Raw genomic sequence first — 24,732 nt, forward strand, 5'->3', positions numbered from 1 at the left:
CACTGCCCCCGGCAGCCGCGACCACCCCGCCCCCGGGGGGGGCGACGCACCACGCCGCCGACTGCGACGACCACCCCGTACGCCGGGGGCGGGCCCCCGGCAGCAGCCACCGCCCCTCACGCCCCGGGGGCGACGCACCACGCCGCCGACCCGCGACCACTCCGCACCGCGGAGCCCGCGGTGCCCGCCACAGCGACGCCCCCGTACGCCCGGGGGACTGCGCACCCGTCGGCCGCGACCACCCCGCACGCCCAGGGACGGGCCGCACACCGCCGCCCGGCAACCGCCGACCACACCGCACGCCCGGGCCCAGCCCCCGCCGGGCCGGGGCCACCCGAAAACCCGGGCCTCCCCTCCACAAACCCCACGTCCGCAGGCCCCCGAGCGGCCCGACCCCGCCCACGCAACGGGGCACCCGCCCGGCCATGGGCCCCGCCCACCCCGCGGGCCCTGACGCAGGCCCGCCGGTGGGCCATCGGTGGGCCCGCCGGCGGCCGCGCCCCCGCCCGTAGAATCGGAAGCACTGTGTCCGAGAACTCCACCGCCCCCGATGCCCACGCGGAGCGCCACCGCACCGCCCCCGCCCGCGACCGCGGGGAGCCGCGGTTCCCCGGCGGGCCCGCCGCCGATCCGGCCGGGTCGCACCATGAGCGCCGCATCCGTTCCTTCCGTCCCCGCCGCGGCCGGGTGACCGTCGGCCAGGGCGAGGCGCTGCGCCGCCTGTGGCCGCAGTGGGGGCTGGACATCGACGGGCTGCACCGCCTCGACCTCGGCGAACTCTTCGGCGACCCGGACCTCCCCGTCGTTCTGGAGATCGGCTTCGGCATGGGCGAGGCCACCGCGCAGATGGCCGCCGCCGACCCCGGCACCGGCATCCTCGCCGTCGACGTCCACACCCCCGGCCAGGGCAACCTGCTCGCGCTCGCGGAGCGCGACGGACTGTCCAACGTCCGGGTGGCCAACGGCGACGCGATCATCCTGCTGCGCGAGATGCTGGCGCCCGCCGCCCTCGCCGGGCTGCGCGTCTACTTCCCGGACCCCTGGCCCAAGAAGCGGCACCACAAGCGCCGACTGCTCCAGCCCGAGTTCGTCGAGCTGGCCGCCACCCGGCTGCGCCCCGGCGCGCTGCTGCACTGCGCGACCGACTGGGAGCCGTACGCGGAGCAGATGCTGGAGGTCCTGACCGCCAGCCCGTCGTTCGACAACACCCAGCCCGACGGCGGCTACGCCCCGCGCCCGGACTTCCGCCCGCTCACCAAGTTCGAGTCCCAGGGGCTGGACAAGGGGCATATCGTCCACGACCTGATCTTCCGCCGCAACGAGGCATAGCGCCCCTGCTCCAATGGGGATAATCACGCAGTTGGCCACACCCCCGTTCGTTAGGGTCGGTTGAGTGCATCAGTCCCCGTCCCCCCATCAGCCGCCGGATCCGCCGGTCACGCCGTACGACCAGCAGCCGTGGTTCGACGGCGTGGCCGCTCCGGGAGGCTGGGCACACGCGCCGCACCCGGGGCACCCCGGGCACCCGGGGCCGTGGGGCAGAACGAGCCGTCTCAGCCGCCTCTGGGACAACAAGGCCCTGCGCGCCACCGCGCTCATCGGACTGCTGTCACTCTCCGGCCTGGTCATCCTGGCCCTCGTACGCGAGCAAACGGGCACCAAGGGCTTCCTGGTGGGCCTCGGCCTCGCCGTGCTGCCCGTACCGCTGATCATCTCGGTCTTCCGCTGGCTGGACCGCGTCGACCCGAAGCCCTGGCGGAACCTGATCTTCGCCTTCGCCTGGGGCGCGTGTGCCGCGACGCTCGTCGCGCTCATCGCGAACGGCTTCGCGACCGAATGGCTCATGACGACCATCGCGGACTCCTCGTCCCCGGGCGGCCGCGCCGACGCCGACACCTGGGGGGCCACCCTCATCGCGCCGTTCGTGGAGGAGAGCGCCAAGGCGGCGGCCGTTCTCCTCCTCTTCGTGTTCCGACGACGCGACTTCAACGGGATCGTGGACGGCGTCGTCGTCGCCGGAATCACGGCCACCGGCTTCGCCTTCACCGAGAACATCCTCTACCTCGGCTCGGCCTTCGTCAGCGACCAGGAGTTCGGCTACTCGGGCATCCGGTCCACCACCGCCGCGACGTTCTTCATACGCGGGGTGATGTCTCCCTTCGCGCACCCCCTGTTCACCGCCATGACCGGCGTCGGCTTCGGCCTGGCCGCCGCGGCCGCCCGGCACCAGCGCGTCCGCCGCGTCCTGCTGCCGATCGCGGCGCTGCTGACCGCGATGGTCCTGCACGGCCTCTGGAACGGCTCGTCCACCCTCGGCGGCTACGGCTTCATCATCGTCTACGCCGCCTTCATGGTCCCCGTCTTCGGGCTGCTCACCTGGCTCACCATCTGGTCCCGCAACAACGAGCTGCGCACCGTGCGCGAGCAGCTCACCACCTACCAGGCGGCCGGGTGGCTCACCCCGCCCGAGCCGATCGCGCTGTCCTCGATGCGCGCCCGCGGCATCGCCCGCGACCTCGCCCGCCGCAGCCAGGGCGCGGCGGCGGCCCGCACGGTCGGCGAGTACATCGCCTCCGCGACCTCCCTCGCCTTCCTCCGCCGCCGCGCGCACCGGGGCACGGCGGGCCCGGACTTCACCACCCGCGAGCGGGAACTCCTCGACCGTCTGTGGGAACGCCGCGACACCGCCCAACCGGCCCTGGCCCACGCGGCCCTCTCCCTCCCCCTCCCCTACCCGGGCCCACCCCAGGGCCCGCTCCCCCCGCCGTACTGGCCGACCCCGCCGTACGGGGGTTACGGATACGGCTACGGCGCCCCCGGCCCGGGATACGGCTCGCCGGGCCCCGGGTACGGCCACGGCCCCCAACCACNCCCCCGGCCCGGGATACGGCTCGCCGGGCCCCGGGTACGGCCACGGCCCCCAACCACCCCAAGCCCAACGAACCCCGCACCCGACGTACGCGCTCCCCCCGTCGTACGCGCCCCAGCCCCCACATCTCCCTGCGGGCCCGCGAACCCACCAGTAGCAGTCCAGCAGGCTGTCGACTCCGCAGTCGTAGACCGCAAGGACTCCGGAAAGTAGGACACTGGGGCCATGCGCGCAGCACTCCCATCCAGTCCGGAGGTCTCGGCCCGGATGAGCCGGCAGACCAATCAGGACACCGGTGTCGAACGGGCGGTGCGGCAGCTCCTCCACGCTGCCGGATACCGCTACCGGATCCACTATCCGGTTCCGGGCATGCCCAGGCGGAAGATCGACATCGCGTTCACGGGTGCCAGGTTGGCCGTGCTCATCGACGGCTGCTTCTGGCACGGCTGCCCGGAGCACGCCACCAGTCCCAAGGCGAACGCGCAGTGGTGGCGCCAGAAGCTCGATCGCAACATCGAGCGGGACCAGGAGACGAACGCACAGCTGCTGACGGAGGGCTGGACGGTGCTGCGCTTCTGGGAACACGAGTCACCGGACGCCGTCATGCGTCAGGTGGCGGCAGCCGTCGATCGGGAGAAGGCCGGTAGGCGGAAACGACGGCGACAGGGCGGGGGCCTATGAGCGAACTACGATTCGTCGATCTGTGCACGGGGGCGGGTGGACTGGCCTTGGGACTGGAACAGGCCGGCTTCGAACCCGTACTGCTCCTGGACGAGAAGCCCGTGGCCTGCGACACGCTGCGCATGAACCGACCGGCGTGGCAGGTTCTGGGAACGGATCTGCTGGAATTCTCCCCTTCGCGGCACCAGGAGATCTACGACGTAGATCTGTTGTCGGCCGGTCTGCCCCGCGTGAAGTCCAGCGCCACCGTCGCGCGCACCGAGACGGAGGCAGAGCTGCGATTGCTGGAGGCAGCCGTCTACTTGGCACATGCCGTCCAGCCCCGAGCCCTGCTCATCGAGAACGTCCCGGGGCTGGTGGACGCGCCCGACTACGAGCCGATACGAGACTTCATCCGCAAGGAGCTCGATCATCTCGGCTACCGGTTCCGGTGGTTCGTTCTGAACGCAGCCGACTTCGGGGTGCCGCAGGACCGGAAGCAAGGGCTGCTCGTCGCGCTCAAGAAGCAGTACTTCGACGCGTTCCGTCCACCGGAGCCGACGGTTCGCGAGCATGTGTCCGTGGGCCGCGCCCTGCGCCGCTCGATGGCCATGCGCGGTTGGCGGGACGCCGACCGATGGGCAGCACAGGCAATCAGTGTGGCACCGACTTTGGTGGGCGGGTCGGACAACCGAGGAGGCCCGGACCTCGGACCGACAGGGACGAAGAAGGCGTGGGCCCGGATGGGGGTCGACGGCGGCACCGTGGCCGACAACGTTCCCGGACCGGACTTCGTCTGGACACCGGAGGCGGGACGGGACGGGATGGTCAGGATCACGACAGACCAGGCCGCGCTCTTGCAGGGTTTCCCATCCGACTGGGGATTCGCCGGGAAGAAGACGGCCCGCTACCGTCAGATCGGGCACGCCTCCCCACCACCCGTGGCCAAAGCGCTCGGGCTGGCGATCCGAGCGGCACTCGGGGCACCTGCGCACCCCGTCGCCGGCTACACTTCAACCCCATGAACAACCCAGGAACACACGCTCACCATCTCGACGATGTACGCATCTTGGACCTTTTCGCAGGTCCTGGCGGACTCGACGTGGCAGCGCACTTCCTGGGCTTCAAAAGCATCGGTATCGAGTGGGACCGCAACGCGTGCGAGACGCGCTACGCGGCAGGACTTCCGACGATTCACGCCGATGTGAGCGTCATGCGTGAGAATCGCTTCGACGAAATTCCCAAATCGGTCGACGTGCTCGCCGGGGGCCCGCCCTGTCAGTCCTTTTCCGTCGCAGGCAACGGCGCGGGACGGCGAGCACTGGACACGGTGAAGGAGTTCATCCACCGCCTTGTGGACGGAGAGGACGAAGCCAGAATCGACGAGGATCTGCATTCCCTCGGCGACTCACGCACCGCGTTGGTCCTGGAGCCCCTCCGCTGGCTCATCAAAGCAATCGAAACGGAGGACCGTGACCCGTACAAGATGATCGTCTTGGAGCAGGTACCCGCAGTCCTGCCCCTCTGGGAGGTCTACGCGAAGCTCCTTCGCGGCGGCGAAGGACGGCTCGCCGGCGTCAAGTACGAGGCGGAATGCTGGGAGTTGAAAACCGAGCAGTTCGGGGTGCCACAGACGCGCAAACGGGCCGTACTCGTCGCGCGGATGCCGGGAGAGGGGGCCATCGAACCGCTCGAAGCAACTCATCTGCCCTTCGAACTGCAACGGGGAAAGCGCAACGCTCCCCAAGCGGAAACGTTCCCGACCGATTTCACGATTTCCGGGGCCAAGCCGCGCTGGATCTCCATGGCGGAGGCGCTCGATGCGGCGAGCAAGCTGAAGGACTCCCCCGTGGATGTGTCCCGGCTCCGGACGGGAAGCGAGATCAAGTTCTTCATCGTGTCGAACTACGGATCCGGAGGCGACCCGAAGAACCGAGGCCGACGCAAGTCCTCCGAGCCTGCCTTCACCGTCACCGGGAAGATCTCTCGAAACAAGGTCTACAAAAGCCTCGCGGACTACGAGGCCGACCGGTTCGACCGTTTCACCATTCCGGAAGCCGGAGTTCTCCAAACTTTCCCGCACAACTACCCGTGGTCCGGGAACGACCAGGCCCAGCAGGTCGGCAATGCCGTACCTCCTCGACTGGGCATGCATGTGTTGGGCAGGGCGTTGCGCGGGGATACTCCCTCGGCCGAGGAGTTGGCAGCTTCGAGCACGTGGCCGAGCGTGTCCCCGGCCACCACGGACGAACTGCGTCAGCTCGGGTGCGGCGATCAGAGTCGATGTCCTCCGGAATCACACAAGGTCACTCGCTCTCGCCAGGAGACCGCCCCCTGACCTGTGCGTCCGCAAACACTTCTGCGAAGTGACCAACCAGCCGCTCAATCGACTCCGTCGGAGCCCGCTGCTCCTCCGGGCCTTCGGGCAGATTGTTCCTGGGCGATGGGAGAGAGGATTCGGCACCCGCGACCCAGTCGCGCAGTGGCTCCCCGTCGCGTTCCACGTCCGGAGCGAGGACGTCGTACATCAGGGTTGCCGCAGCGGCGTTGACCGCGGACGTCATGGCGTTCACTTCGCGACCGGTGCGAACGGTCCCTCGCTCCATCATCCTGACGAGAGCCAGAGCGGTGGGGCGATGGTCGATAACATCCAACCGAAGAGCCGAGTTGAGCATGTCCTGATTGCCGCAAGCCACAACGACGGGTCGATAGTCGGAGCCGTCGCGGAAGAGTTCGGCCGCCCACCAGAGCCGGGCGAACGTCTGCTTGTAGTGCGGGCCGATGAATCTGTCCCGGGCCACGCGGCCGGGCGAACCATCAGCCTTCGGCTCGGACAGGTGCCGCCAGACGACGTAGTCCGGAGCCACCCCGAGGGCCATATACGTCCAGAGCTCTTTGTCTGCCGCTTCCCGGCGAGTCAACCGAAGGGTCTCGTGCAGGCGCGGGGCCAGCCACGCATCCGCTGCCGTGGGGCGTTCGTCCTGGAACCTGGACATGGCGTCGTCGATCAGATCTCGTACCCGGTCCAGCCGCAGCCGCGCGTCCTCGCCGGGCAGCGTCTCGGCAACCTTGTTCAGCGCGATGGAAGGAACACCCTCGCGTCCCTCCAGCAATCCTGAGGAGATGTACTCGGCAGCCTGCAGGTCGGAGATCAGCGCAAGCCGTTCCGGCAGGTACTCGGGACGGTAGGTCACGCGTGGGTCTCCTGATCGAGTCGTTCGATGTCGCGGACAGCGCCGGCCAACGTTTGGGCGACCTCGGCGCGACGGGCGGCCGCGTACTGAATACGCGCTTGTAGGTCCGTCCAGCTCCCCTCGCCGGTACGGCGGCTGTGCACCTCTCGGAGAGCGTTCTCCTCCGACTCCCCGGGGACGACGTCCGGGAGCATCTCGCGGAGCACCGCACCTCGCCAGTCGGGAGGGAAGAGCGGAGTCCCGTCATCTTCGATCTCCAGGTCACCGATGGCGGTGTGGAAGACCGCCGTCCACACATCGGAGGACATCTGGGCCAACAACATCTCGCGCAGGATGCTCTTCACCTTCGAGCCCTGGCTTTCCACGAGCGCTACGAGCCCCTCGAAATCCGAGTTCAGTCGGACGGTGGGCATCCGCCCCGCGGTGTCCAGGACCCAAGGGGCACCCTGGAAACTCCGCAACCGCTCGCCGCCACGGGCGAAGCTGACCGTGTTGACGTCGAGTTCGCGATCCCTGAGCGGCTCGTCGGCCGTCACATCGATCATCCACTCCTGGTCCTGGTCGGTCGAGGCGATGACCCGACCCTCTATCCCTCCGACTGTGGCCACCACGTGCACAGCGAGGGACGCACGGTCCAGGTGGTCGTCCCGGTCGAGCTCGATCTCCCCCGTCCACTCCTTGCCGCTCTCCGGGCCGGGCACCAAACGCGCAGCAGTGCGTACGTTGGTGGCCCCCTCGGTCAGAACGGCGACAACCGCGACATCGGACCAGTGGCCCCTCTTCTCGATCTCACGGGCCGGTACGGTCGCCGTCAGGGCGAGCCGTGCGCTCTGCCAGTCTGAGCGCTCGGCCATACCGAGCGCCACGACCCGCTCGACAACCGAGCTCCCCTTGGCGTCCAACTGTTCTCGGGCGTCGCCTGGGCCGCGCAGCCGCACGGCCGTGACCCGCACCGTCACCGCCCCGGTCAGTCGGGGGTATGGGTAGACCCTCACGCGGCGCCTCCCTTGCTCTCGTGCAGCTCGACGAAAAGACCGGTCAACGCGGCCCGCACCGGATGCGTGGAAACATCGGTGACGCCTCGAAAGACGGCACGGCGGGTCCCTGGTGGGAAGTGCAAGATCCCATTGGCCAGTTCACAGTTCTCGACAGCGACGAGTTCGGCCCACTTGACCACAGGACGAGGGCCGGACCGGACATCCAGCTTGGCGACGGGACTCATACGCCAGGGCCCTCCGTCAGGCGCCACCTTGACCTCTGCGGTGATCTCCCACGCACCGGAGGGGCCGATCGCTGCCTCCAGATCGTCCAGTTTCGGCGGGGTCACCGCTCCCCTGATCTTGGCCGCGGGCTTACCCGAGATCGGGAGTCGCTTGCGAACCTTGCTCGTGCCGCTCGACTTCTTGCCCTTGGGGAGCGCGACAAGCTCGTGCACCGCCTTGTTGGTTTCCGACGTCAATGCCGCAATCCGTCGATGGGCCGAGGGCGAATAACGCATCCGCAACTCCTCGGTCTGGCCCCACTTGTTGTGCTCCGGCGGTTCGGAGGACCGCAGAAACTCCTCCGCCTCGTCCGCGAACGGCGCGTCGTCTCCCGCCGCACGCCCCGTGAGTAGAACTGCCTGGAACGGGTTGGTCGAGGCCGGGATGCCGGGCACCCAGCTGGTCTTGACCGTCATGCGATTTCCGCGCATCGCGGTCACCCGGTTGATCTTGCCATCGGCGTCGGTTGCCTCGGTGACGAGCAGGACTGCCTGGTGCTCGCCGGCCGTATCCGCAAGGCCGTCCCTTGCGGGAACCTTCAACGGCACAGTGATGCGCGCCACCTGCCCGGCCTCGGTGAGGCGGTCCACAGTGGTCCCGCTCAGAAAGGCCTGAAGAGCACGCGAGCGAGCGGGTTGGTGCACGTGTGGCTCGACCCGCTCATCAGCGATGATCTCCACGCCGTTGCGCAGCGTGCGCACCGATGCCTCCAGCAAGGGCTGGTGATCCCCGCCCGCTGTCATCGCGGCCCAGAAGTTACGACCGAGCGCGCGGACCAACCTCTGGTGCATGCGCTCAAGGCTGTCCTCGTCGTCGTCCGGATCGCCTTCCTGGTCCAGTCCGGCCTCGGCGAGGCTGGCCACGTCATGCGCTCCGACGATCAAGAACGATGTGCCGGGATCATCGCCCTCCCGGTTGAGATGAAGGTTCTCGACCGTCCTTTCGTCACCCCACCACGAGCGGACCACCTCCGCGTTGTCCGCCTCGGTGTCCGGCCGACCCAGCCAAGCCGGACCGGCAAATCGCCGGCCGTCCACCTCTCGCCAGGGCAGATCGAGCCGTCCGATCAGCCGCCGCCGAGTGTGTCCCTCGTGCGGTTCGGAGAGCGTGGAATTCATGAGGACGAGCCCCAAACGGCTGGTCGCCCAGAGCGTGGCCTTTCCGAGGCCGTATGAACCGCCGGCCGACACGTCCGACTTGTGGCTGTCGAGTTGGCGGCGCACCACGGCGGCGAATCGGCCGTCCTCGTAGTCGTCACCGGTCAGCCCGTTGGCGTTGTAGTCGTCGACGCGAAGAAGGACCAACCGATCCCGCTCGAGCATCTCCCGCAGACCGGCGCTGATGACACGTCCGACCTTCTGGTCCTGCGCGGCGGCCGCCTCGTAGTGCGGCTGGAGATCACGCCAGCTGATCGCCGTGAGGAAACGGGCAAGACGGTCACCGGTCAGTTCATGCAGGGTGTAGCGGACCCTGACCGGTTCATCGTTCCTCCTGTCGCGCTCGTCCAGGCTGTTCTGAGTCGCCTCACGGGCCAGGATCTCCAGATCGGCCTCGAAGGCGAAGGCCGCCGCGTTGCCGAACTCCCGGCCGCCGTCGTCATGTCCGGGACGGTGGTACCACACCACTGACGTCTTGGCGGGTTCTTCGTACCGCTCGGGATCGGCCACGGAGTTCTGCCCGCTTTCATCACCGACTCCAAGGGCCTCCCGCACCCTGCCCAAGTCGTCCGGGCGAGGTACGGAACGGTCGTGCACCCAAGCTTCGACAAGCGCTCGCGGCACTCCCAGCCGGCGTGCCAGGTCGCTCTCGTCCGTCCCATTCTCTTGCATCCGCTCGGCCAACCACCGACCGAACTCCGTCCCCTTCGAGATCACCGTTCCCTCTCTCCCGTCGGAACTGCTCTCTGTCTCCGGCAGGTCGACGCTGTCGCCCGGAGGCGCCTCGGTGGCCCCTGCGTCCTCCCACCCTTCCGGGCCTCCGCGAGGTGCGGTGCTTTCATCAACCTCCTGGGCGCCCTTGCGGGCGCCCTCCAGGCGATGGTGTTCCGCGTCAGGACTGTCGGAAGTCACCGTCATGTGGTGCTTCAGGGCCGTCAGCGCACGCTTCTCGAGCTGCCGAATACGTTCGCGAGTGACTCCGACTTGCTCACCAATTTGTTCAAGCGTCCAGGATTCACCGTCAGTGAACCCAAATCGCATTTTCAGGATTTCGCGAGTTCTGTCATCGAATGCGCACGCATCGAACAGCTGAAATATTTCCTCGCGTTCGAATTCGGACCACAGCACCTGCTCCGGCCCCTGTACCGGCCAAAACTCATCGACGACCAGTTCTCCAAGCGTCGCGTTCGCGTTCTCGCCGACGGGTTGGTCGAGCGACAGGACCGCCCGACGACCCAACCGCAAACACTCCATCACCTTTTCGGGACTGAGCTCGCACGCCAGGGCCAAGTCATCGACATTAGGCGTATTCCCCTGGACAAGAAATTCGCGCTCCTTTTTCCGTACCTTCTCGACGTCGGTCCATATGTGGACCGGGAGCCGAATGGCCGACCCTTCATTGGCGATAGCCCGAGTGATGCGCTGCCGAATCCACCAGGTGGCATAGGTGGAAAACTTGCACCCCAAGGAAACGTCGAATTTCTCCACAGCACGTATGAGCCCGATCATGCCGTGCTGCGCAAGATCGTCATACATGGGGCTGATTGCCCAGTGCTGAAGGATCTTATGAACGAGTCGCTGATTGTGGGCGACCATCGCGGAGAAGGCCCTGTACGCCTCACTGCCCGGCGGAAGCGTCGCCAGGTAGCCGTCGGGTAACGATCCCGATGGCTCACCGGCGCCTCGGAACAAGAGAGACAGCCCCACTTCCTCCACGGCGCTCAGCACACGCTTGTGCGGCTCGGCGCACCACCGATCGGCCTCGAGCAGCTCCCGAGCGGCACGACGAGCCCCGTCCAAGTCGTCGACACGCACCGTCCCTCGAAAGGACTCGACGTCCGGGCCTACCTCGTCCTCGGAGGGATCCAAGTCTTCGAGAACCTCGCCCGCACCGGCCCCGTCGTCGGCAGTCGAGCTCTGTGTGAAGTCCGACTCCTCCTCGACGTCCTCGTCCGCCACCTCCGCCGCCGCCACGGCTTCGTACAAGGACTGGGTCTGCTCCGCGTCGAGGCGCGCGGCCCGCATCACCTGTCCCAGAGCCGTGCGGCGGTCAACCCCTTCAGCGGCGAACCGACGAATCAGGCCGACGAGCAGACTCCAACCGGTCTCATCCGTCCGTCTACCGGCGGCCCCTCCCTGCCCCGTGGTCATCACGCCCCCGCGCCCCCACTACGTCTCTGTCCCCTGTGCCCTCGTAGTCCATCACTCAACAGGCCGCCGTTGCCAGCACTCCTCACGGGACACGCCCACCCCAAGAGGTTCCGCCGCTCGATACTTTGAGAACGTATTGGCTTGACCATGGGGAGAGTTGATGCGGATCATTCCGAGCGAGATCTCGAGCAACACCAGGAGCCGGGCCGAGCGCAGCGTGTTCGCGGCGCTCAAGGCGATTCCCGATGACCAGAGCGTCGCGCTGCACACGGTCCATCTCCCGCGGCACCACAAGAAACGTGTCGGCGAGATCGACTTCGTCGTAATCATGCCCGACCTCCTGCTCTTCATCGAGGTCAAGGGAGGTCGGGTCCACCAGCGCGACGGCAAGTGGTACTACGGTCCGCCCGGTCGCGAGGATGGCCCGAAGGAGAGCCCCTTTGCACAGGCCAGCGGGGGCATGCACGAGTTCGAGCGGGAAATCGGCGCTCTGGTCGGCGACCTGAGGGACCACGGTGTCCCCAGCGGATACCTGGTGATCACCCCGGACGTCGACCTTCAACGTACGACGGAGTTCGAACCCCAACAGTATCTCGGCGCCACCGCGTACGACGGCGGACGCGGTCTGGCACAGGGCATCGAACGAGCCACTCGTTTCTGGCTGTCACGGAACAGGTGGGCCCGCACCCCCGTCCCTGCCTCCCAGCGCAAGAAGATACTCGAGGCCATCCGCCCGGACTTCGACCTCGTACCCAATCTGCAGTCCAAGCTGACGCATCTCGACGTTGCCTTCGAACGTCTCACCAACGAACAGCTCGACAGGCTCGACGAGCTGGAATCCAATCCCCGCCTCATCTGGACCGGTGGCGCGGGCACCGGAAAGACGTTCCTCGCCGCCGAGGCGGCCCGTCGCAAGTCCGCCCACGGCAGCGTCCTGTTCACCTGCGCGAGCACCACGCTCGCGACCCACATGGGCCGCATACTCACCGACGACGCGATCACCGTCCTGCCCTTCGACCGCCTCGACGAGGTAAAGGGACGTGGCTTCGACCACCTGATCGTGGACGAGGCGCAGGACCTGATGACGGTGGAGAGTCTCGACGTCCTGGAGGCTCTGGTCCCGGGTGGTCTCGCAGAGGGCCGGTGGATCTTCATGCTGGACCAGAACAATCAGGTGCTGAACCCGGACGCCTACGATCCCGACGCCTGGGAGTATGTGCGTTCGCTGGGTCTCGTGTACGGGCCCATGAAGCGCAACTGCCGCAACACCGTGCAGATCGTCAAGCAGGTGCGCTCCTACACGGGCGCCGACCTGGGCGTCGCCTCGGCGGGTGAGGGGGAGCCGGTCCGCTTCGTCGACGTGCACGACACTCAAGAGGAGGCCGCCCTTCTCGACGACTACGTGAACGAACTCGTGGGCGAGGGTGTCTCACCGCGGGACATCACGCTGCTCTCCGCCTCCGGGGACTGGGAAACGAGCTCGGCCCGCCTGTCCCAGCGAGCCTCCAAAATCGAGCGATTCACCGATGTGGTCGGGACCGACCGCACGAAACATCGCCTCACCTGGTCGTCCGTCTCCGACTTCAAAGGCCACGAAAACCATGTCGTCTGTCTGATCGACCTCGAACCCGAGCACCTCGAGGGCCGCCTCGACGCGCTCTACGTCGCCTGCACCCGAGCCCGCGCCCAGCTCTGGGTCGCTCTCCGCCCCGGCACCCGATCGATACTGACGGACCTGGGTGTTGCGGTACTGACGCGAGAGGGACATCTCAAGTGAACGCATCGCAAGCACAGCTCTCCGAGCACCGTGACGACTTCGTGGCGTATCTCCGCCGGCAGTTGGTCGGCCCGGCCGACGCCGAGGACGAGACCCTGGTCGACCCGCCCGACCGGCGCTACCTGATGGGCACCTTGTATCCGCGTGGAGCCTCTTTACTGGAGCACTCGCAGGACGACGGCGAGCAGGACTTCAACGAATCGGAGGCCGGAAACGGTGAGGAGGACAGCTTCGCCGACGACCCTGTGGCCGAGGCGAACGCATGGCTTCCGTCTTCCCTGGGCTTCTCCTTCTTCACCAATGCCCAGAACATCGAGGTGGCGTGTGAAGCCTCTCGCTATGTGACCCATCGCGAAGGCGGTCGTCGCAGCTGGCGACGACAACCACGACTCTCCACAACGGAGACCGTCACCACGCAACAGACGACCCCCGTCCCCGTTCTGGATGGGCATGGTCGTCTCCATGTCCGTTGGCGCCCCTTCGCGGCCGGACATCTCGTCACGTGCGTACTGGCCAACGCGCACACCGAGGAGGAGAGCACTTACAAGGACCGGGACCTGATGCTCTTCCAGGCAGAACTTCGGGCCACGACCCTCGGCGGAGAGGTGCTCGAGTATCCGAGCACCCGTCTCAACAGCCGTGACGAAGAGGAGCAGGAGCTTCGAGTCCAGTATCGGAACATCGTGACCAGGGCCGTGGGACACGGATGTGCCGTCGAGTGGGACACCGATGCCGGCCCGGTCACCACCGTGCGGGCGGACGTCATGCCTCAGCAGGTGGTCGAGCACATCAAGCCCGACGGCCCCAAGGACCTGCCGGTGCTCAACCTCGCGCATCTTTCCCGAACCGATCTCGCGGTCGAAGATCTCCGGGCCGAGCTGCAAGCCTTCGTCCTGGGCTATCGCACGTGGTTCGACGCCCAGCGGTCGCAGGCGGAAGACTTGCAGCCATGGGCTGCCGGCCCCGCCAAGCGAATCCTTGAGCGCATCGCGACCGCGCTCGATCGCATGGAGTCGGGAGTGGTCGCCCTCACCGCATCGACCCCCTCGGGGGACAAGGCCCGCGAAGCCTTCCGTCTGGCCAACCGTGCCATGGCACTCCAGATGCTCCACAGCCGCCCTGAACTGGCGGGCAGCCGTCGCCGCAGGAACAGCGATGTACTCGAACTGGCAGAGCCCGACGGCGACTACGCGTGGCACCCGTTCCAGCTCGCCTACTTCCTGCTCGTGGTCGAGGGCCTGATGAACCCGGAACACGGGGACCGTAAGACGGTCGACCTGATCTGGTTCCCCACGGGTGGAGGCAAGACGGAGGCATATCTCCTCACGGCCTGCTTCGAGATCCTCTGGCGTCGGCTGCAGTTCGGGGCGGCCGGGGGCGGCACCGCCGTTCTGAGCCGATACACGCTGAGTCTGCTCACCACACAGCAGTTCCAGCGCACGGCAACAGCCATCTGCGCGCTTGAATACATCAGGAAGGGACACGACGGACCGCTTCCCCGCGATCTGGGGCAGGAGCCCATCTCCATCGGACTCTGGGTGGGCAGGGACACGACACCGAACAAGATCTCCGTCGCGCAGGAAGAACTCGGTGTCCTGAAACAGATGAACCAACCTGATGATCGCTTCCTGCTGGAACGTTGTCCTTGGTGCGGCACGGAGATCGTCCCGGAACGGCAGGGACAGGACCGGGACTTCGGTATCCGGGCGGACGGCGTCACCACCTCGTTCTTCTGCCCACGCGACGCCTGTGTCTTCCACGAGCACCTCCCGGTGTCCGTCGTGGACGAGCAGATCTACAGGGAACCTCCGACGTTCGTGCTCGGCACCGTGGACAAGTTCGCCCGCCTGGCATGGGAGCGGGAGGCCGGGAACCTCTTCGGCAGGGACGGCAAACGCGCCCCCTCACTGGTGATTCAGGATGAGTTGCACCTACTGGCGGGCCCTCTGGGAACAACGGTCGGTCTGTACGAATCGGCCATCCTCGAGCTGTGCGCCTGGGGCGGCACCGTGCCGAAGGTCATCGCGTCGACAGCCACGATCCGACGCTCGCAGGACCAGATCCGCAGCCTCTACGGTCGTCCGGCGCAGCTCTTCCCCCCAGCGGGGATCGAAGCTGGTAGCTCCTACTTCGCCTCGCCCGACAAGGACAAGCCGGGACGTCTGTACGTGGGCGTCATGGCACAGGGGCACACCGCCTCGACCTCGACGGTTCACGTGGGCGCCGCCGCGTTGCAGGCCCCGAAGGAGATCTGTGACGACGACACCCTTCGCGACGCGTACTGGACCGCGGTCGCCTATCACAACAGCCTGCGGGAACTGGGACGAACCGTCACGATCGCGAGGGACGACATCCCCGCACGTCTCGAGCACCTGACGAGGGACGACACCCGACGGCGCAAACTGAACGACGACTCGGTGGTCGAGCTCACGAGCAACATCCCGCGGGCCGCTCAGCCACAACTCCTCGAGCGTCTGGGCAAGAGGTTCAAGGAACGCGGCAGTGTCTCATTCCTCGCCACGACCAACATGCTGTCCGTGGGCGTCGACGTTCCGCGTCTCGGCCTCATGCTCATGAACGGGCAGCCCAAGACCACATCGGAATATATCCAGGCCACCAGCCGCGTCGGCCGTCGTCACGTACCGGGTCTGATCGTGACGCTCTTCCGCTCGACCAAACCACGTGATCGGTCCCACTACGAGTCCTTCGGTGTTTATCACCGCTCGCTCTATCGACACGTCGAGCCGACCAGCGTCACACCGTGGTCCTTGCCTTCTCGTAACCGGGCCCTGCACGCCGTGCTCACCATCCTGGTGCGACACGGACTCGGTCTGGACGCGGAGAACAAGGCCGGGGACATCCTCGATCACACAACCGAAGTCACCCGGATCCGTGACCTTGTCGTGGCTCACGTGCGACGGGCCGACCCGGACGAGGCCGATGCGGCGGCCGCACAGTTGGACACGCTCATCGGAGAGTGGCGCCAGCAGGCCGAGATCGCGCGTGGCGACGGCAGCCGTCTCTACTACCAGCCCCAGGGGCGGTCGTACGAATCACTCCTCACCGACTTCGGCAAGCAAGGCGGCCTATGGCAGACGGCTCAGTCGATGCGGAACGTCGACCGTGAGTGCCTCGTCGCCGTGAAAGGAGCGTGAGAGCAGTGAGGGATGTTCGGCGCAAGGTCCGCAGGGCACAGACCATCGTTCCCTTCGGTGTCGGCGGAATCCTCGACCTCCGAGGCGAATCGTTCGTAGCCGCCGATGTCCGAAGCTGGGCGCGCTACGCCGAGCCAGTGGATTCACCACGGCTCGCGAAGAAGTTGGGCGTCGAGGGCTTTCGTTCAGCCCCCGTCATCCCCTCCGGGAAGGCTGCCTTCGCGACTCGTCTCGGGCCCTCTTACGTACGATTCCCGAAGTGGCTGTTCTGCCCTCAGTGCAGGGATATGAAGTTCTGGCGCCTGGATCGGGAGCGTGAGCTACGGGACAAGCAACCGACCTGCGAGCGTTGCGCAGGAAAGCCCCAGCTGGCTCCCATGCGATTCATCCAGGTATGTAGGGCAGGCCATATGGCCGACATCGACTGGCGCCGATGGGCTCACTCCAGAGGCGAAGGGCATTCCCAGCGTCAATGCCAGGTTCGGCGGCTTCGTTTCGTCGCCACTCCCCAATCCTCGGGGCTGGAGGCATTGCGCGTCGTCTGTGCTGTCTGCAAGGCCGGACGCAATTTGGCCGGAATCAGCCAGAAGAGCATCCTCAAGCAGATGGGCCTGGCGTGCCCCGGAACTCACCCCTGGCAATCCGAGACCGATGAGGCAGAATCCTGCGAGGAAACACCGCAGGCGGTGCAGCGCGGCGCCTCCAACGTGTACTTCCCCATCACGCACTCGGCCCTCGACATCCCCGCACCGGCGGGTTTGCCCGAGGACGACGAATTGACACAGCGAGTCGTCAATCACCAGCTATGGCCCAGCTTCATCAGTGAGGATGGCAGTCCGATTGCCGATTCCTACAGAGGGGTGATCGCCCACCAGTGCGGGGTATCCCAGGAATTTGTGCAATCTGTGCGGCGCCGCCATGCTGCCGAGGCCGCCTCGACGCCGTCCGCGGCCGATGCGGACGATGACCTCAGTATCGCCGAATGGGCAGCCTTCTCCGCCCCGGAATCCGTCACCGATTCGAAGACGTTCACCGTGCGCCGGACGCGCCTCGGGGTCGACCACGACGACCCTGGATCCATGCAGGAGCTGGCTGCGGATATCTCCGCGGTCGTCGTCGCGGACCGTGTACGCGAGGTGCGTGCGCTCGAAGGGTTCACGCGGTACGAGCCGAACTCCGGCGAAGGCGAGGAAGGCGAGAGCGGACGCGTCGTCTCGGTCAACACGCAGGCCCGAGCCCTTTGGCTGCCTGCCATAGAGACCTACGGTGAAGGAATCTTCATCGCCGTCGACGAGGAACGTGTGAGCGCCTGGGAGAGGATTCCATCAGTACGCGACTGGACACGACGCATCGAGGGCAATCTGGGTGCCTCGTTCAAAGCCGACCGTCTGAGGGCAAAGTCGGGTCCGGAACTCCTCCCACGCTTCGTCATGCTGCACACCCTGGCCCACCAATTCATCCGCCAACTCTCCTACGACAGCGGATACAACGCAGCCTCGCTACGCGAACGCGTCTACGCTCGCAGCCACGCCCCGGGGAGCGAGCATCCACCCCAAGCCGGCGTGTTCATCTACACCGCCGCCGGGGACGCGGAAGGGACGCTGGGCGGGCTCGTCCGCCAAGGGCAACCACCGAACCTCGTCGAGACCCTGATCCGACTACTCGAATCGGCTCAGTGGTGCTCGCAGGACCCTCTGTGCGCCGACTCGACCGGTCGGTCTCTGGCCAACCTCAACCGTGCCGCCTGCCATGCGTGCACGCTCCTACCCGAAACCTGCTGCGAGATCGACAACTCTCTACTGGACAGAACGCTGTTGATCGGCGACGGTGAGGTCCCCGGATTCTTCCGAGGAGTTGTCCAAGCCGCGCTGGAGGAATCGGCCGGAGCCATCGACCTTCCATGAAGACTCCTTCCCTCCTTGACCTCGCGCCCGAGCAGCAGGCCGTCATCGACCTTCCGTTCCACGGAAGCCACGTCATCACCGGCTCACCCGGCGCCGGAAAGACCGTGATGGCCGTCTATCGCGCCTGGGCACTCGCAACCGCCGGTCGCGAGGTGACCCTCTTCACGCGCTCCAATCTGCTGCATCAGTATCTCGCTCAAATGGCTCCGGACCTTACGGAAGCTCTCAACGTCACCACCTACCATCTGTGGGTCAGGGATTTCTGGCGCCGACGTTTCCGGACCGACCCGCCACAACTTGACGAGGACGGTTGGATTTACGACTGGAGCGAGATGCAGCGGGACTGTATCCGGCATCGGGTCGGTTCGACCGCGCATCTGGTTATCGACGAAGGTCAAAAGCTGCCCGTCGGCTTCTATCACTTGTGCCACATCCTTGGGGTCGGCGTCACCGTGTGCGCGGACGAAAATCAGCGGATCGGCGATGACCAGAGCACCCTGTCCGAAATATGCCAGGCCGTCGCCGCTCAGGCCGGTCCAGTCGTGCTGCGGGAGAACCGACGGAACAGTCGGGAGATCGCTTTGCTGGCGTCGGAGTTCCGCGAGGAGGTCAGGGACGGGATGACCTTACCGACCCGTGTCGGCAGAACACCCACTGTGCTGAAAGTTCCCTCGCTGAGGCATCTCCTGACCGGAGTTTCCCTTTACTTCAACGCGCATCCGGAACGAAGCATCGGAATCATCTGCAGGTCGACCCATACGGTGCGAGATGTCCAGAGCGAACTCACACACCTCGGGCTTGCGAAACACACCCAGGCCTATGCGTACGACGATCGGTACCGGAACACCATGGACTTCTCGGCGCAGCCGATCCGGATCGTGAGCACGGCCAGCATGAAGGGCCTGGAGTTCGACAGCGTCTTCGTACCGGACCTGGACGCGTACACCGAGGACCCGACCAGTGTGGACGCGCGTCTTCGCCTCTTCGGTCTGTGTACTCGCGCCCGAGAGGATCTTCACTTCGCCCATCGAGGGCCGCAAGAACCCGCCATCCTGGCGAGCATCCCGGAATCCTTGTTGGCCCGACACAGCGGCTGATCTCGCTCGGAGTTGGTGCACAGCAGCGCTTCGTACCTTGTCGTCATGCAGCCTGGCAGGCCGCCTCGAAGTGGGTCTGGGCGCGGTCGAGGATGTCGTCGGGGTCCAGGCCCTGCGCCGTAAGCCAGTGCAACAGGTCCAGGATCAGGCTGGTCGCCGACTCTTCAAGTACCGGGCGGCGGGTGAGTCTTGCGGCCGGGCCGCCGACCGCAAGGCCGTAGGACTCCATCACGGTCGTCGCCCGCAAGATGCGGCGGCGGGTTTCGTCCGGGGCCAGCGGCAGCTCACACCAGACCGCCTTGCCGACCGCCGTGCGGGTCGTGCCCCAGGAGGGAGCCAGGGCGGAGAGGAGTTGCAGGCCACGACCGGATTCCTCGTCGCACGTCGGGTGGAGGCGCTGAGGCTCCTTATCGCTCTTGTCGTGCAGCTCCACGCGGAGCTGGTCTGCTCCGGCGTCGAGGACGAGGGTGGCGGCGGAGCCCTGGCCGACGTGTTTGATCACGTTCGACGCCAGCTCCGTGATGATCAGCTCCGCCTCGTCGGTCAGGGCCGACATACCCCAGGCGGCGAGCTCGGCCCTGACGGCTCCGCGGAGGTCGGCCAGTTGCGGAGCATCGGCTACGAAGGGGAGGACGCATCGGCGTGGTGGGGGTTCGGTGACTGAGTAGCGGTACATGGCCACACTCCCTTGGGCGCTACGGCAGCACTGCGCCCAGTCGTGTCCGTACGACTGCGCTGCGTAGCCTTATTTCTGAGAGTATGACGCGAGAAGTCTCACCATGTAACTTCTCACGGAATCTCGAAAGGGTGAATCCGCTGGTTGGCCAACTTCGCCCGGCCATAGCCTTGTTGCCGCTGGCCTCGTCCTTCACCGCCAGCCCCAGAGGAAGAGGTAGCCGTCATGCCAGCGCGGGCCACCACTCGTCGCCGCCAGCTCGGCGTCATGATGCGAAAGTTCCGGGCCCGCAAGGGGATGACGCTGGAGGAGGCGGGTCGACTCGTCGGAGTCTCGAAGGCGACCGTCAGCCGGTACGAGACGCAGGAAGGGCCCGTGAAGTGGCCCATCGTGGACGCCCTGTGCCGGGAGTACGGGGCGAGTGAGGCGGAGCGGAAGGCCGTCGTCGGCCTGGCCAAGGACGCCAAGCGGCAGGGGTGGTGGACCTCGTTCGCGGACTCGCTTCCGGAGACCATGAACCTGCTGTTCACGCTGGAGGACGAGGCCGTCCGCGAGGATCATTTCGCCTGCCTCTACGTGCCGGGGCTCCTCCAGACCCGCGGCTATACGGAGGCCGTGCAGCACGCCTCCGAGATGCGGCTGTCCGCGGAAGAGGTCGAGCGCCTCGTGGACATCCGCATGAAGCGGCAGGAAATCCTGAGCCGGCCGAAGCCGCCGCATCTCTGGGCCATCCTCGACGAGTCGGTGATCCGGCGGGTGGTCGGCTCACGCGAGGTGATGCGGGAACAGCTGGACCACCTGCTGCGGGCCAACGAGTCGCCGGACATCACGCTCCAGGTGCTGCCCTTCGCCAAAGGTGCGCACTCGGCCGCCATGGGGAGCTTCGTGATCCTCGGCGGCGCGGAGCCCTCCCTGGACGTCGTGTACGTGGACATCCACGTCGGGTCGCTGTTCATGGAAAAGGACGAGGAACTGGAGCGCTATCGGCTCGCGTTCGACTACCTTCGCGCACAGGCGCTGGACATGGCATCGTCCTCCGCCCTCATCGAACGCGTCCGCGAGGAGATCTGATGCGCGAGCCCTGCATATCGGAGAACGACGGCGGCTGGTTCAAGTCCTCTTACAGCGGTGCCGGCAACACTGAGTGCGTCGAGGCGGCCTTCCGGCCAGGCTCGGCTGCCGTGCGGGATTCAAAGAACTTGGGTGGTCCCACGCTCTCGTTTCCAGAAGAGGCCTGGACAAAGTTCGTCACGGCCGTGCGGGACTCGAAGGATCCGGATCGGGCCGTGCTCGGGTTCTCGGGGCGGGCGTGGACGGACTTCGTGACGGCGGTGCGGCGCGACGAGCTGGGCTAAGGATCCAGTGAGGCTCCGGTCGGCCGGGTCATGGTGGCGGGATCGTCCAGGAGGAGGAGTCCGCCATGAAGGCATCACGCTTGATCACAGCCGTGGCGACCGGGGCCATGCTCGGCGGCGTCATCGGCACCGCCCATGCAGCCTCCGGCGAGGAGGCCCAGGCGCCTGCGGCGCTGCGCAGTTGTGGAGGCTCACCTGCACAACCACAGCGGGTGTCGGCTGACTCTCAAAGACACTCGCCTGACGTGGGGGCGGTGGAGTACCGAACCTGCCGAGGTCATCCGCAAGGGGCAGGACAGCCTGTTCGAGGCCGCGTCTCCGCTGACGGTCTACGCCGGAGTCGAGGGATGGGTGGCGTACGTCTCCAGCAACTGCGATGACGCGGCGCGGAACCAGCACACCGTGACGCTGCGCTTCGAGATCCCCATCGACGGGGACAACAACCGCTTCACGGCTGACGGCGACGGTGTCTTCCGGGTGGAGCAGTCCGGCGGGGAAGGACATCACGCCGTCGTCGGCTGGGGCATCCGCAGGGCGTAGGCCCGGGCCCTCCGCCGTAAACGGGCCCGTGCGCGGTGCCGCCTGCATAGGGTCGACCAAAGAGACCCTAGGAGTGGGAGGTAGCGGCATGGCTGAGGTACCGGCTGGGCTGGTGGCTGCGGGTGGGTTGGTCGGGGGGTACGGGGTGGCCCGGTGGACCAAGCGGCGGCCGCTCGGTGGCGTTGCGCTGGCGGCGGCCGGGGCCGTGGCCGCCAAGGGGTGGCGGGAGAAGGCCGGGAACGGGACGGCGGCCGCGCTCGGCGGGTTGTACGTGGCCGCGTTCGCCGGGTCGCATCCGCTGGCGAAGAAGGTGGGCGCGTGGCCGTCCGTCTTCGGGGTCGCCGGTGCGGTTGCCGCCGCTTCATGGGTGTTGGCGGACCGGCACGGGGCGTAGGGGCCGGGACGGCGCGTCGCCGTCCCGGCGCCGTGGCCCAGGGGTCAGTCCGAGGCCGAGGTGAGGAGGTCCAGTTCCGGCTTGGTGAGCTGGAGGTCGACCGAGGCCAGCAGGGCGGGGAGCTGGGCGGGGGTGCGGGCGCTGGCGACCGGGGCGACCACGGTGGGCTGGGCGGTGAGCCAGGCCAGGGCGACGGAGGCGTGGTCGGCGTTGTGGTTGGCGGCCACGTCGTCGAGGGCGGCGAGGACCTTCTGGCCGCGCTCGGTCTCCAGGTGCTGGGCGGCGCCCGTGGAGCGGGCGCTGTCGACCGTGGTGCCGGGGCGGTACTTGCCGGTGAGGAAGCCGGAGGCGAGCGCGTAGTACGGGAGCGTCGCCAGGCCGTGGCGGGCGGCGACGTCGGCCAGTTCGCCTTCGAAGGTGTCGCGCGAGACCAGGTTGTAGTGGGGCTGGAGGGCGACGTAGCGGGCCAGGTCCTCCTGGGCGGAGAAGGCGAGGGCGGCGTCGAGGCGCTGGGCGGAGATGTTGGAGGCGGCGATCTCGCGGATCTTGCCCGCCTTCACCAGCTCGTCAAGGGTGGAGATGATCTCCTCGACCGGCACCGAGGTGTCGTCGTAGTGGGTGTAGTAGAGGTCGACGTAGTCGGTGCCCAGGCGCTGGAGGGACTCGTCGAGGCCGGACTTGATGGCGGACGAGGAGAGTCCGCGGGGCTCCGGGACGCCGGCGCCGACCTTGGTGGCGAGGACGATGTCGTCGCGGTTGCCGCGGGAGGCGAGCCACTTGCCGAGGACGGTCTCGGACTCGCCGCCCTCGTTGCCGGGTGCCCAGGCGGAGTAGACGTCGGCGGTGTCGATGAAATTGCCGCCCGCCGCCACGTAGGCGTCGAGCACCTCGAAGGATTCGGCCTCGTCGGCCGTCCAGCCGAAGACGTTGCCGCCCAGGGAGAGCGGGAAGACGGACAGGCTGCCGATGTTCTGACGGGTGTCCTTGCGGGTCTCAGTCATGCGTCACCACAACGCTGATGGCGGAGGCGGTTATTCCGTCGGAGGCCACAGCGGAGGCCGCGGACAGAGAACCGGCGGCCCTGGCGTCAAGGGGGGAGAGAGCGCCAGAGCCGCCGGAACGAGGGGCCGTCGCCGCGACGACGGCCGGATCAGGGGGTCACGGGTTCAGCCCGTGGTCGCGCAGCCAGGACAGCGGGGCGATCGGCGAGCCGCCGCCCGGCCGCACCTCCAAGTGGAGATGGGGGCCGGTGACGTTGCCGGTGGCGCCGACGCGGCCGATGGTCTCGCCCGAGGACACCTTGCCCGAGGTGACGACCATGGACGACAGGTGGCAGTACCAGATCTCGGTGCCGTCATCGAGCTTGAGCACGATGCGGTAGCCGTACGATCCGGCCCAGCCCGCCTGGGTGATGGTGCCGCCGCTCACCGCCTTGACCGGGGTGCCGGTCGGGGCGGCGAAGTCCTGGCCGGTGTGGTCGGCGGACCACATGTCGCCCGCCTGGCCGAAGCCCGCGGTCAGGGTGTACGAGGCGACGGGGAGGGTGAACCCCGTGGAGGTGGAGGCCTGGGCGCGGCGCTCGGCGGCGGCCTTCGCGGCGGCCTCCTTCTCGGCCTCCGCCTTCTTCTTGGCGGCGGCCTCGGCGGCCTTCTTCTTGGCGGCGGCCTCGGCCTTCTTCTGCTCCGCCAGGTCGCGGGCCTTGGCGGCGGCCTTCGCGGCGTCGTCGGCGGCGGCCTTGGCGGCGGCGCGCGCCTCGCTCTCGCGTCTGTCGTCATCCGCCGCGGTCTGCTGGCTCTCGGCCTGCCGCAGGATGCGGGTGCGCAGCGCCTCGCCCGCCTCGGTGCCGCTGGTGGTGAGGGCGGTCGCGGTGGTCTGGGAGGAGCCCTGGTCGTCGGCCATCAGGGAGCCGATGCCGGGCAGGTCCTTGGCGGCGGGCAGCTGGGCCTTGACCTCGTCGGCGACGTGGGCGAGGTCCGGCATGGAGATCGGGACGGTCGGCCGGTCCTTGGCGCTCGCCATGCCGCCCGCGCCGACCGCCGCGATGACGCCGACGCCGAGGACGGCGCCGCTGCGGGCCATGGTCCCGCCGCGCTGCTTGCCGACGCGGTGCCGACCGCGGAGCGGAGCGATGGACTCCTCGGTGGGGTTCCACTCGTCCCAGACGGCTTCCTTGCCTACGGGCGGCTCATCCGGTTCGGCGCCGAGGCCGACCGTGGTGCGGGCGCCGGCTCCGGCGTCGAAGCCGACTCCGTACGCGGTCGCAGTGCCGGGACCCGTACCCGACGAGCGGTACGGAGCTTCGTCCAGTACGGACCTGTTGGACGCCACCGGGGCGCACTCCTTTCCTTCCCTCTCGCCTACCGGGTTAGCTGACGGGTTCGGAGCAGGAAGGTCTCCTACGGGTCAGGTTCGACCCGATTCACCCCAAGGTGGTGGTTCCCCGGTTCCCTGGTGCTGGTGCCTGGTGCTGATGGTGGTGCTGGCGCTGCACGTACGGGATTCGGCGACGGCGCACGGTTGCCGCCTCTGCGACGGCTGTGC

At 67.4% G+C, this 24,732-nt stretch carries 18 protein-coding genes, 1 pseudogene and 1 riboswitch; of the genes and pseudogenes, 13 read left to right on the top strand and 6 right to left on the bottom strand.

What is annotated here, in order from left to right:
- Positions 1-525 precede the first annotated feature (525 nt).
- The 5 genes and pseudogenes from trmB (at position 526) to EEJ42_RS19000 (ending at position 5,867) form a co-directional block, all read left to right on the top strand.
- Positions 526-1,329 (top strand): tRNA (guanosine(46)-N7)-methyltransferase TrmB, encoded by an 804-nt coding sequence (trmB, locus tag EEJ42_RS18980; protein ID WP_123101105.1) that lies wholly within the window; start codon positions 526-528, stop codon positions 1,327-1,329.
- A 64-nt stretch (positions 1,330-1,393) separates the two neighbouring features.
- Positions 1,394-3,026, top strand: a pseudogene (locus EEJ42_RS18985) (PrsW family intramembrane metalloprotease).
- A gap of 68 nt (positions 3,027-3,094) precedes the next feature.
- Entirely contained in the window at positions 3,095-3,550 is a 456-nt protein-coding gene (locus tag EEJ42_RS18990) for a very short patch repair endonuclease (RefSeq protein ID WP_123101106.1), read from the top strand.
- Entirely contained in the window at positions 3,547-4,554 is a 1,008-nt protein-coding gene (locus tag EEJ42_RS18995; protein ID WP_123101107.1) for a DNA cytosine methyltransferase, read from the top strand. The genes EEJ42_RS18990 and EEJ42_RS18995 overlap by 4 nt, the downstream gene beginning before the upstream one ends.
- Complete coding sequence (locus tag EEJ42_RS19000; protein ID WP_123101108.1) at positions 4,551-5,867, top strand: DNA cytosine methyltransferase; 1,317 nt, start codon at positions 4,551-4,553, stop codon at positions 5,865-5,867. Before EEJ42_RS18995 ends, EEJ42_RS19000 begins: the two co-directional genes overlap by 4 nt.
- Here the strand turns inward: EEJ42_RS19000 and EEJ42_RS19005 are convergent.
- From EEJ42_RS19005 to EEJ42_RS54240, 3 genes are read right to left on the bottom strand one after another with little or no spacing between them, the layout of a single operon-like run.
- Positions 5,836-6,723 carry a DUF6339 family protein gene (locus tag EEJ42_RS19005; RefSeq protein WP_123101109.1) on the bottom strand — a complete coding sequence of 296 codons (888 nt, stop codon included), beginning with the start codon at positions 6,721-6,723 and terminating at the stop codon, positions 5,836-5,838. The two genes, EEJ42_RS19000 and EEJ42_RS19005, sit on opposite strands and share 32 nt — an antisense overlap.
- On the bottom strand, positions 6,720-7,718 hold the full coding sequence (locus EEJ42_RS19010; protein ID WP_123101110.1) for a hypothetical protein: 999 nt from the start codon (positions 7,716-7,718) through the stop codon (positions 6,720-6,722). Before EEJ42_RS19010 ends, EEJ42_RS19005 begins: the two co-directional genes overlap by 4 nt.
- Positions 7,715-11,293, bottom strand: coding sequence for a sigma-70 family RNA polymerase sigma factor (locus tag EEJ42_RS54240; RefSeq protein ID WP_148081990.1), 3,579 nt, complete (start codon positions 11,291-11,293; stop codon positions 7,715-7,717). The genes EEJ42_RS19010 and EEJ42_RS54240 overlap by 4 nt, the downstream gene beginning before the upstream one ends.
- 160 nt (positions 11,294-11,453) lie before the next feature.
- Between EEJ42_RS54240 and EEJ42_RS19020 the strand changes: the two genes are divergently transcribed.
- From EEJ42_RS19020 to EEJ42_RS19035, 4 genes are read left to right on the top strand one after another with little or no spacing between them, the layout of a single operon-like run.
- On the top strand, positions 11,454-13,070 hold the full coding sequence (locus EEJ42_RS19020) for an NERD domain-containing protein (RefSeq protein WP_123101112.1): 1,617 nt from the start codon (positions 11,454-11,456) through the stop codon (positions 13,068-13,070).
- Entirely contained in the window at positions 13,067-16,225 is a 3,159-nt protein-coding gene (locus EEJ42_RS19025) for a helicase-related protein (RefSeq protein WP_123101113.1), read from the top strand. Before EEJ42_RS19020 ends, EEJ42_RS19025 begins: the two co-directional genes overlap by 4 nt.
- Before the next feature lie 5 nt (positions 16,226-16,230).
- Complete coding sequence (gene drmB, locus EEJ42_RS19030; RefSeq protein WP_148081991.1) at positions 16,231-18,129, top strand: DUF1998 domain-containing protein; 1,899 nt, start codon at positions 16,231-16,233, stop codon at positions 18,127-18,129.
- A complete protein-coding gene (locus EEJ42_RS19035; protein WP_123101115.1) occupies positions 18,126-19,226 on the top strand; it encodes a DEAD/DEAH box helicase in 1,101 nt (366 codons plus the stop codon). Before drmB ends, EEJ42_RS19035 begins: the two co-directional genes overlap by 4 nt.
- Before the next feature lie 43 nt (positions 19,227-19,269).
- Here the strand turns inward: EEJ42_RS19035 and EEJ42_RS19040 are convergent, their stop codons facing one another.
- Positions 19,270-19,902 carry an ATP-binding protein gene (locus EEJ42_RS19040; protein WP_123101116.1) on the bottom strand — a complete coding sequence of 211 codons (633 nt, stop codon included), beginning with the start codon at positions 19,900-19,902 and terminating at the stop codon, positions 19,270-19,272.
- Positions 19,903-20,127: 225 nt separating this feature from the next.
- Between EEJ42_RS19040 and EEJ42_RS19045 the strand changes: the two genes are divergently transcribed.
- From EEJ42_RS19045 to EEJ42_RS19060, 4 genes are all read left to right on the top strand, one after another.
- Entirely contained in the window at positions 20,128-20,973 is an 846-nt protein-coding gene (locus EEJ42_RS19045; RefSeq protein ID WP_123101117.1) for a helix-turn-helix domain-containing protein, read from the top strand.
- Positions 20,973-21,257: a DUF397 domain-containing protein gene (locus EEJ42_RS19050; protein WP_123101118.1), complete on the top strand. Its 285-nt coding sequence runs from the start codon at positions 20,973-20,975 to the stop codon at positions 21,255-21,257. The genes EEJ42_RS19045 and EEJ42_RS19050 overlap by 1 nt, the downstream gene beginning before the upstream one ends.
- 183 nt (positions 21,258-21,440) lie before the next feature.
- On the top strand, positions 21,441-21,797 hold the full coding sequence (locus tag EEJ42_RS19055; RefSeq protein ID WP_123101119.1) for a hypothetical protein: 357 nt from the start codon (positions 21,441-21,443) through the stop codon (positions 21,795-21,797).
- A gap of 88 nt (positions 21,798-21,885) precedes the next feature.
- A complete protein-coding gene (locus EEJ42_RS19060; protein WP_123101120.1) occupies positions 21,886-22,191 on the top strand; it encodes a hypothetical protein in 306 nt (101 codons plus the stop codon).
- A gap of 44 nt (positions 22,192-22,235) precedes the next feature.
- On the opposite strand, the gene EEJ42_RS19065 is transcribed toward EEJ42_RS19060, so the two are convergent.
- Together EEJ42_RS19065 and EEJ42_RS19070 are read right to left on the bottom strand one after the other, a co-directional pair.
- A complete protein-coding gene (locus EEJ42_RS19065; RefSeq protein WP_123101121.1) occupies positions 22,236-23,192 on the bottom strand; it encodes an aldo/keto reductase in 957 nt (318 codons plus the stop codon).
- A gap of 157 nt (positions 23,193-23,349) precedes the next feature.
- Complete coding sequence (locus EEJ42_RS19070) at positions 23,350-24,519, bottom strand: M23 family metallopeptidase (protein WP_123101122.1); 1,170 nt, start codon at positions 24,517-24,519, stop codon at positions 23,350-23,352.
- 11 nt (positions 24,520-24,530) lie between these two features.
- Positions 24,531-24,661: riboswitch (cyclic di-AMP (ydaO/yuaA leader) on the bottom strand.
- Between the last annotated feature and the right edge of the window lie 71 nt (positions 24,662-24,732).

Origin of the sequence: Streptomyces botrytidirepellens, from assembly GCF_003721215.1 — a bacterium.
In the GTDB taxonomy this organism is placed as follows: Bacteria; Actinomycetota; Actinomycetes; order Streptomycetales; family Streptomycetaceae; genus Streptomyces; species Streptomyces himastatinicus.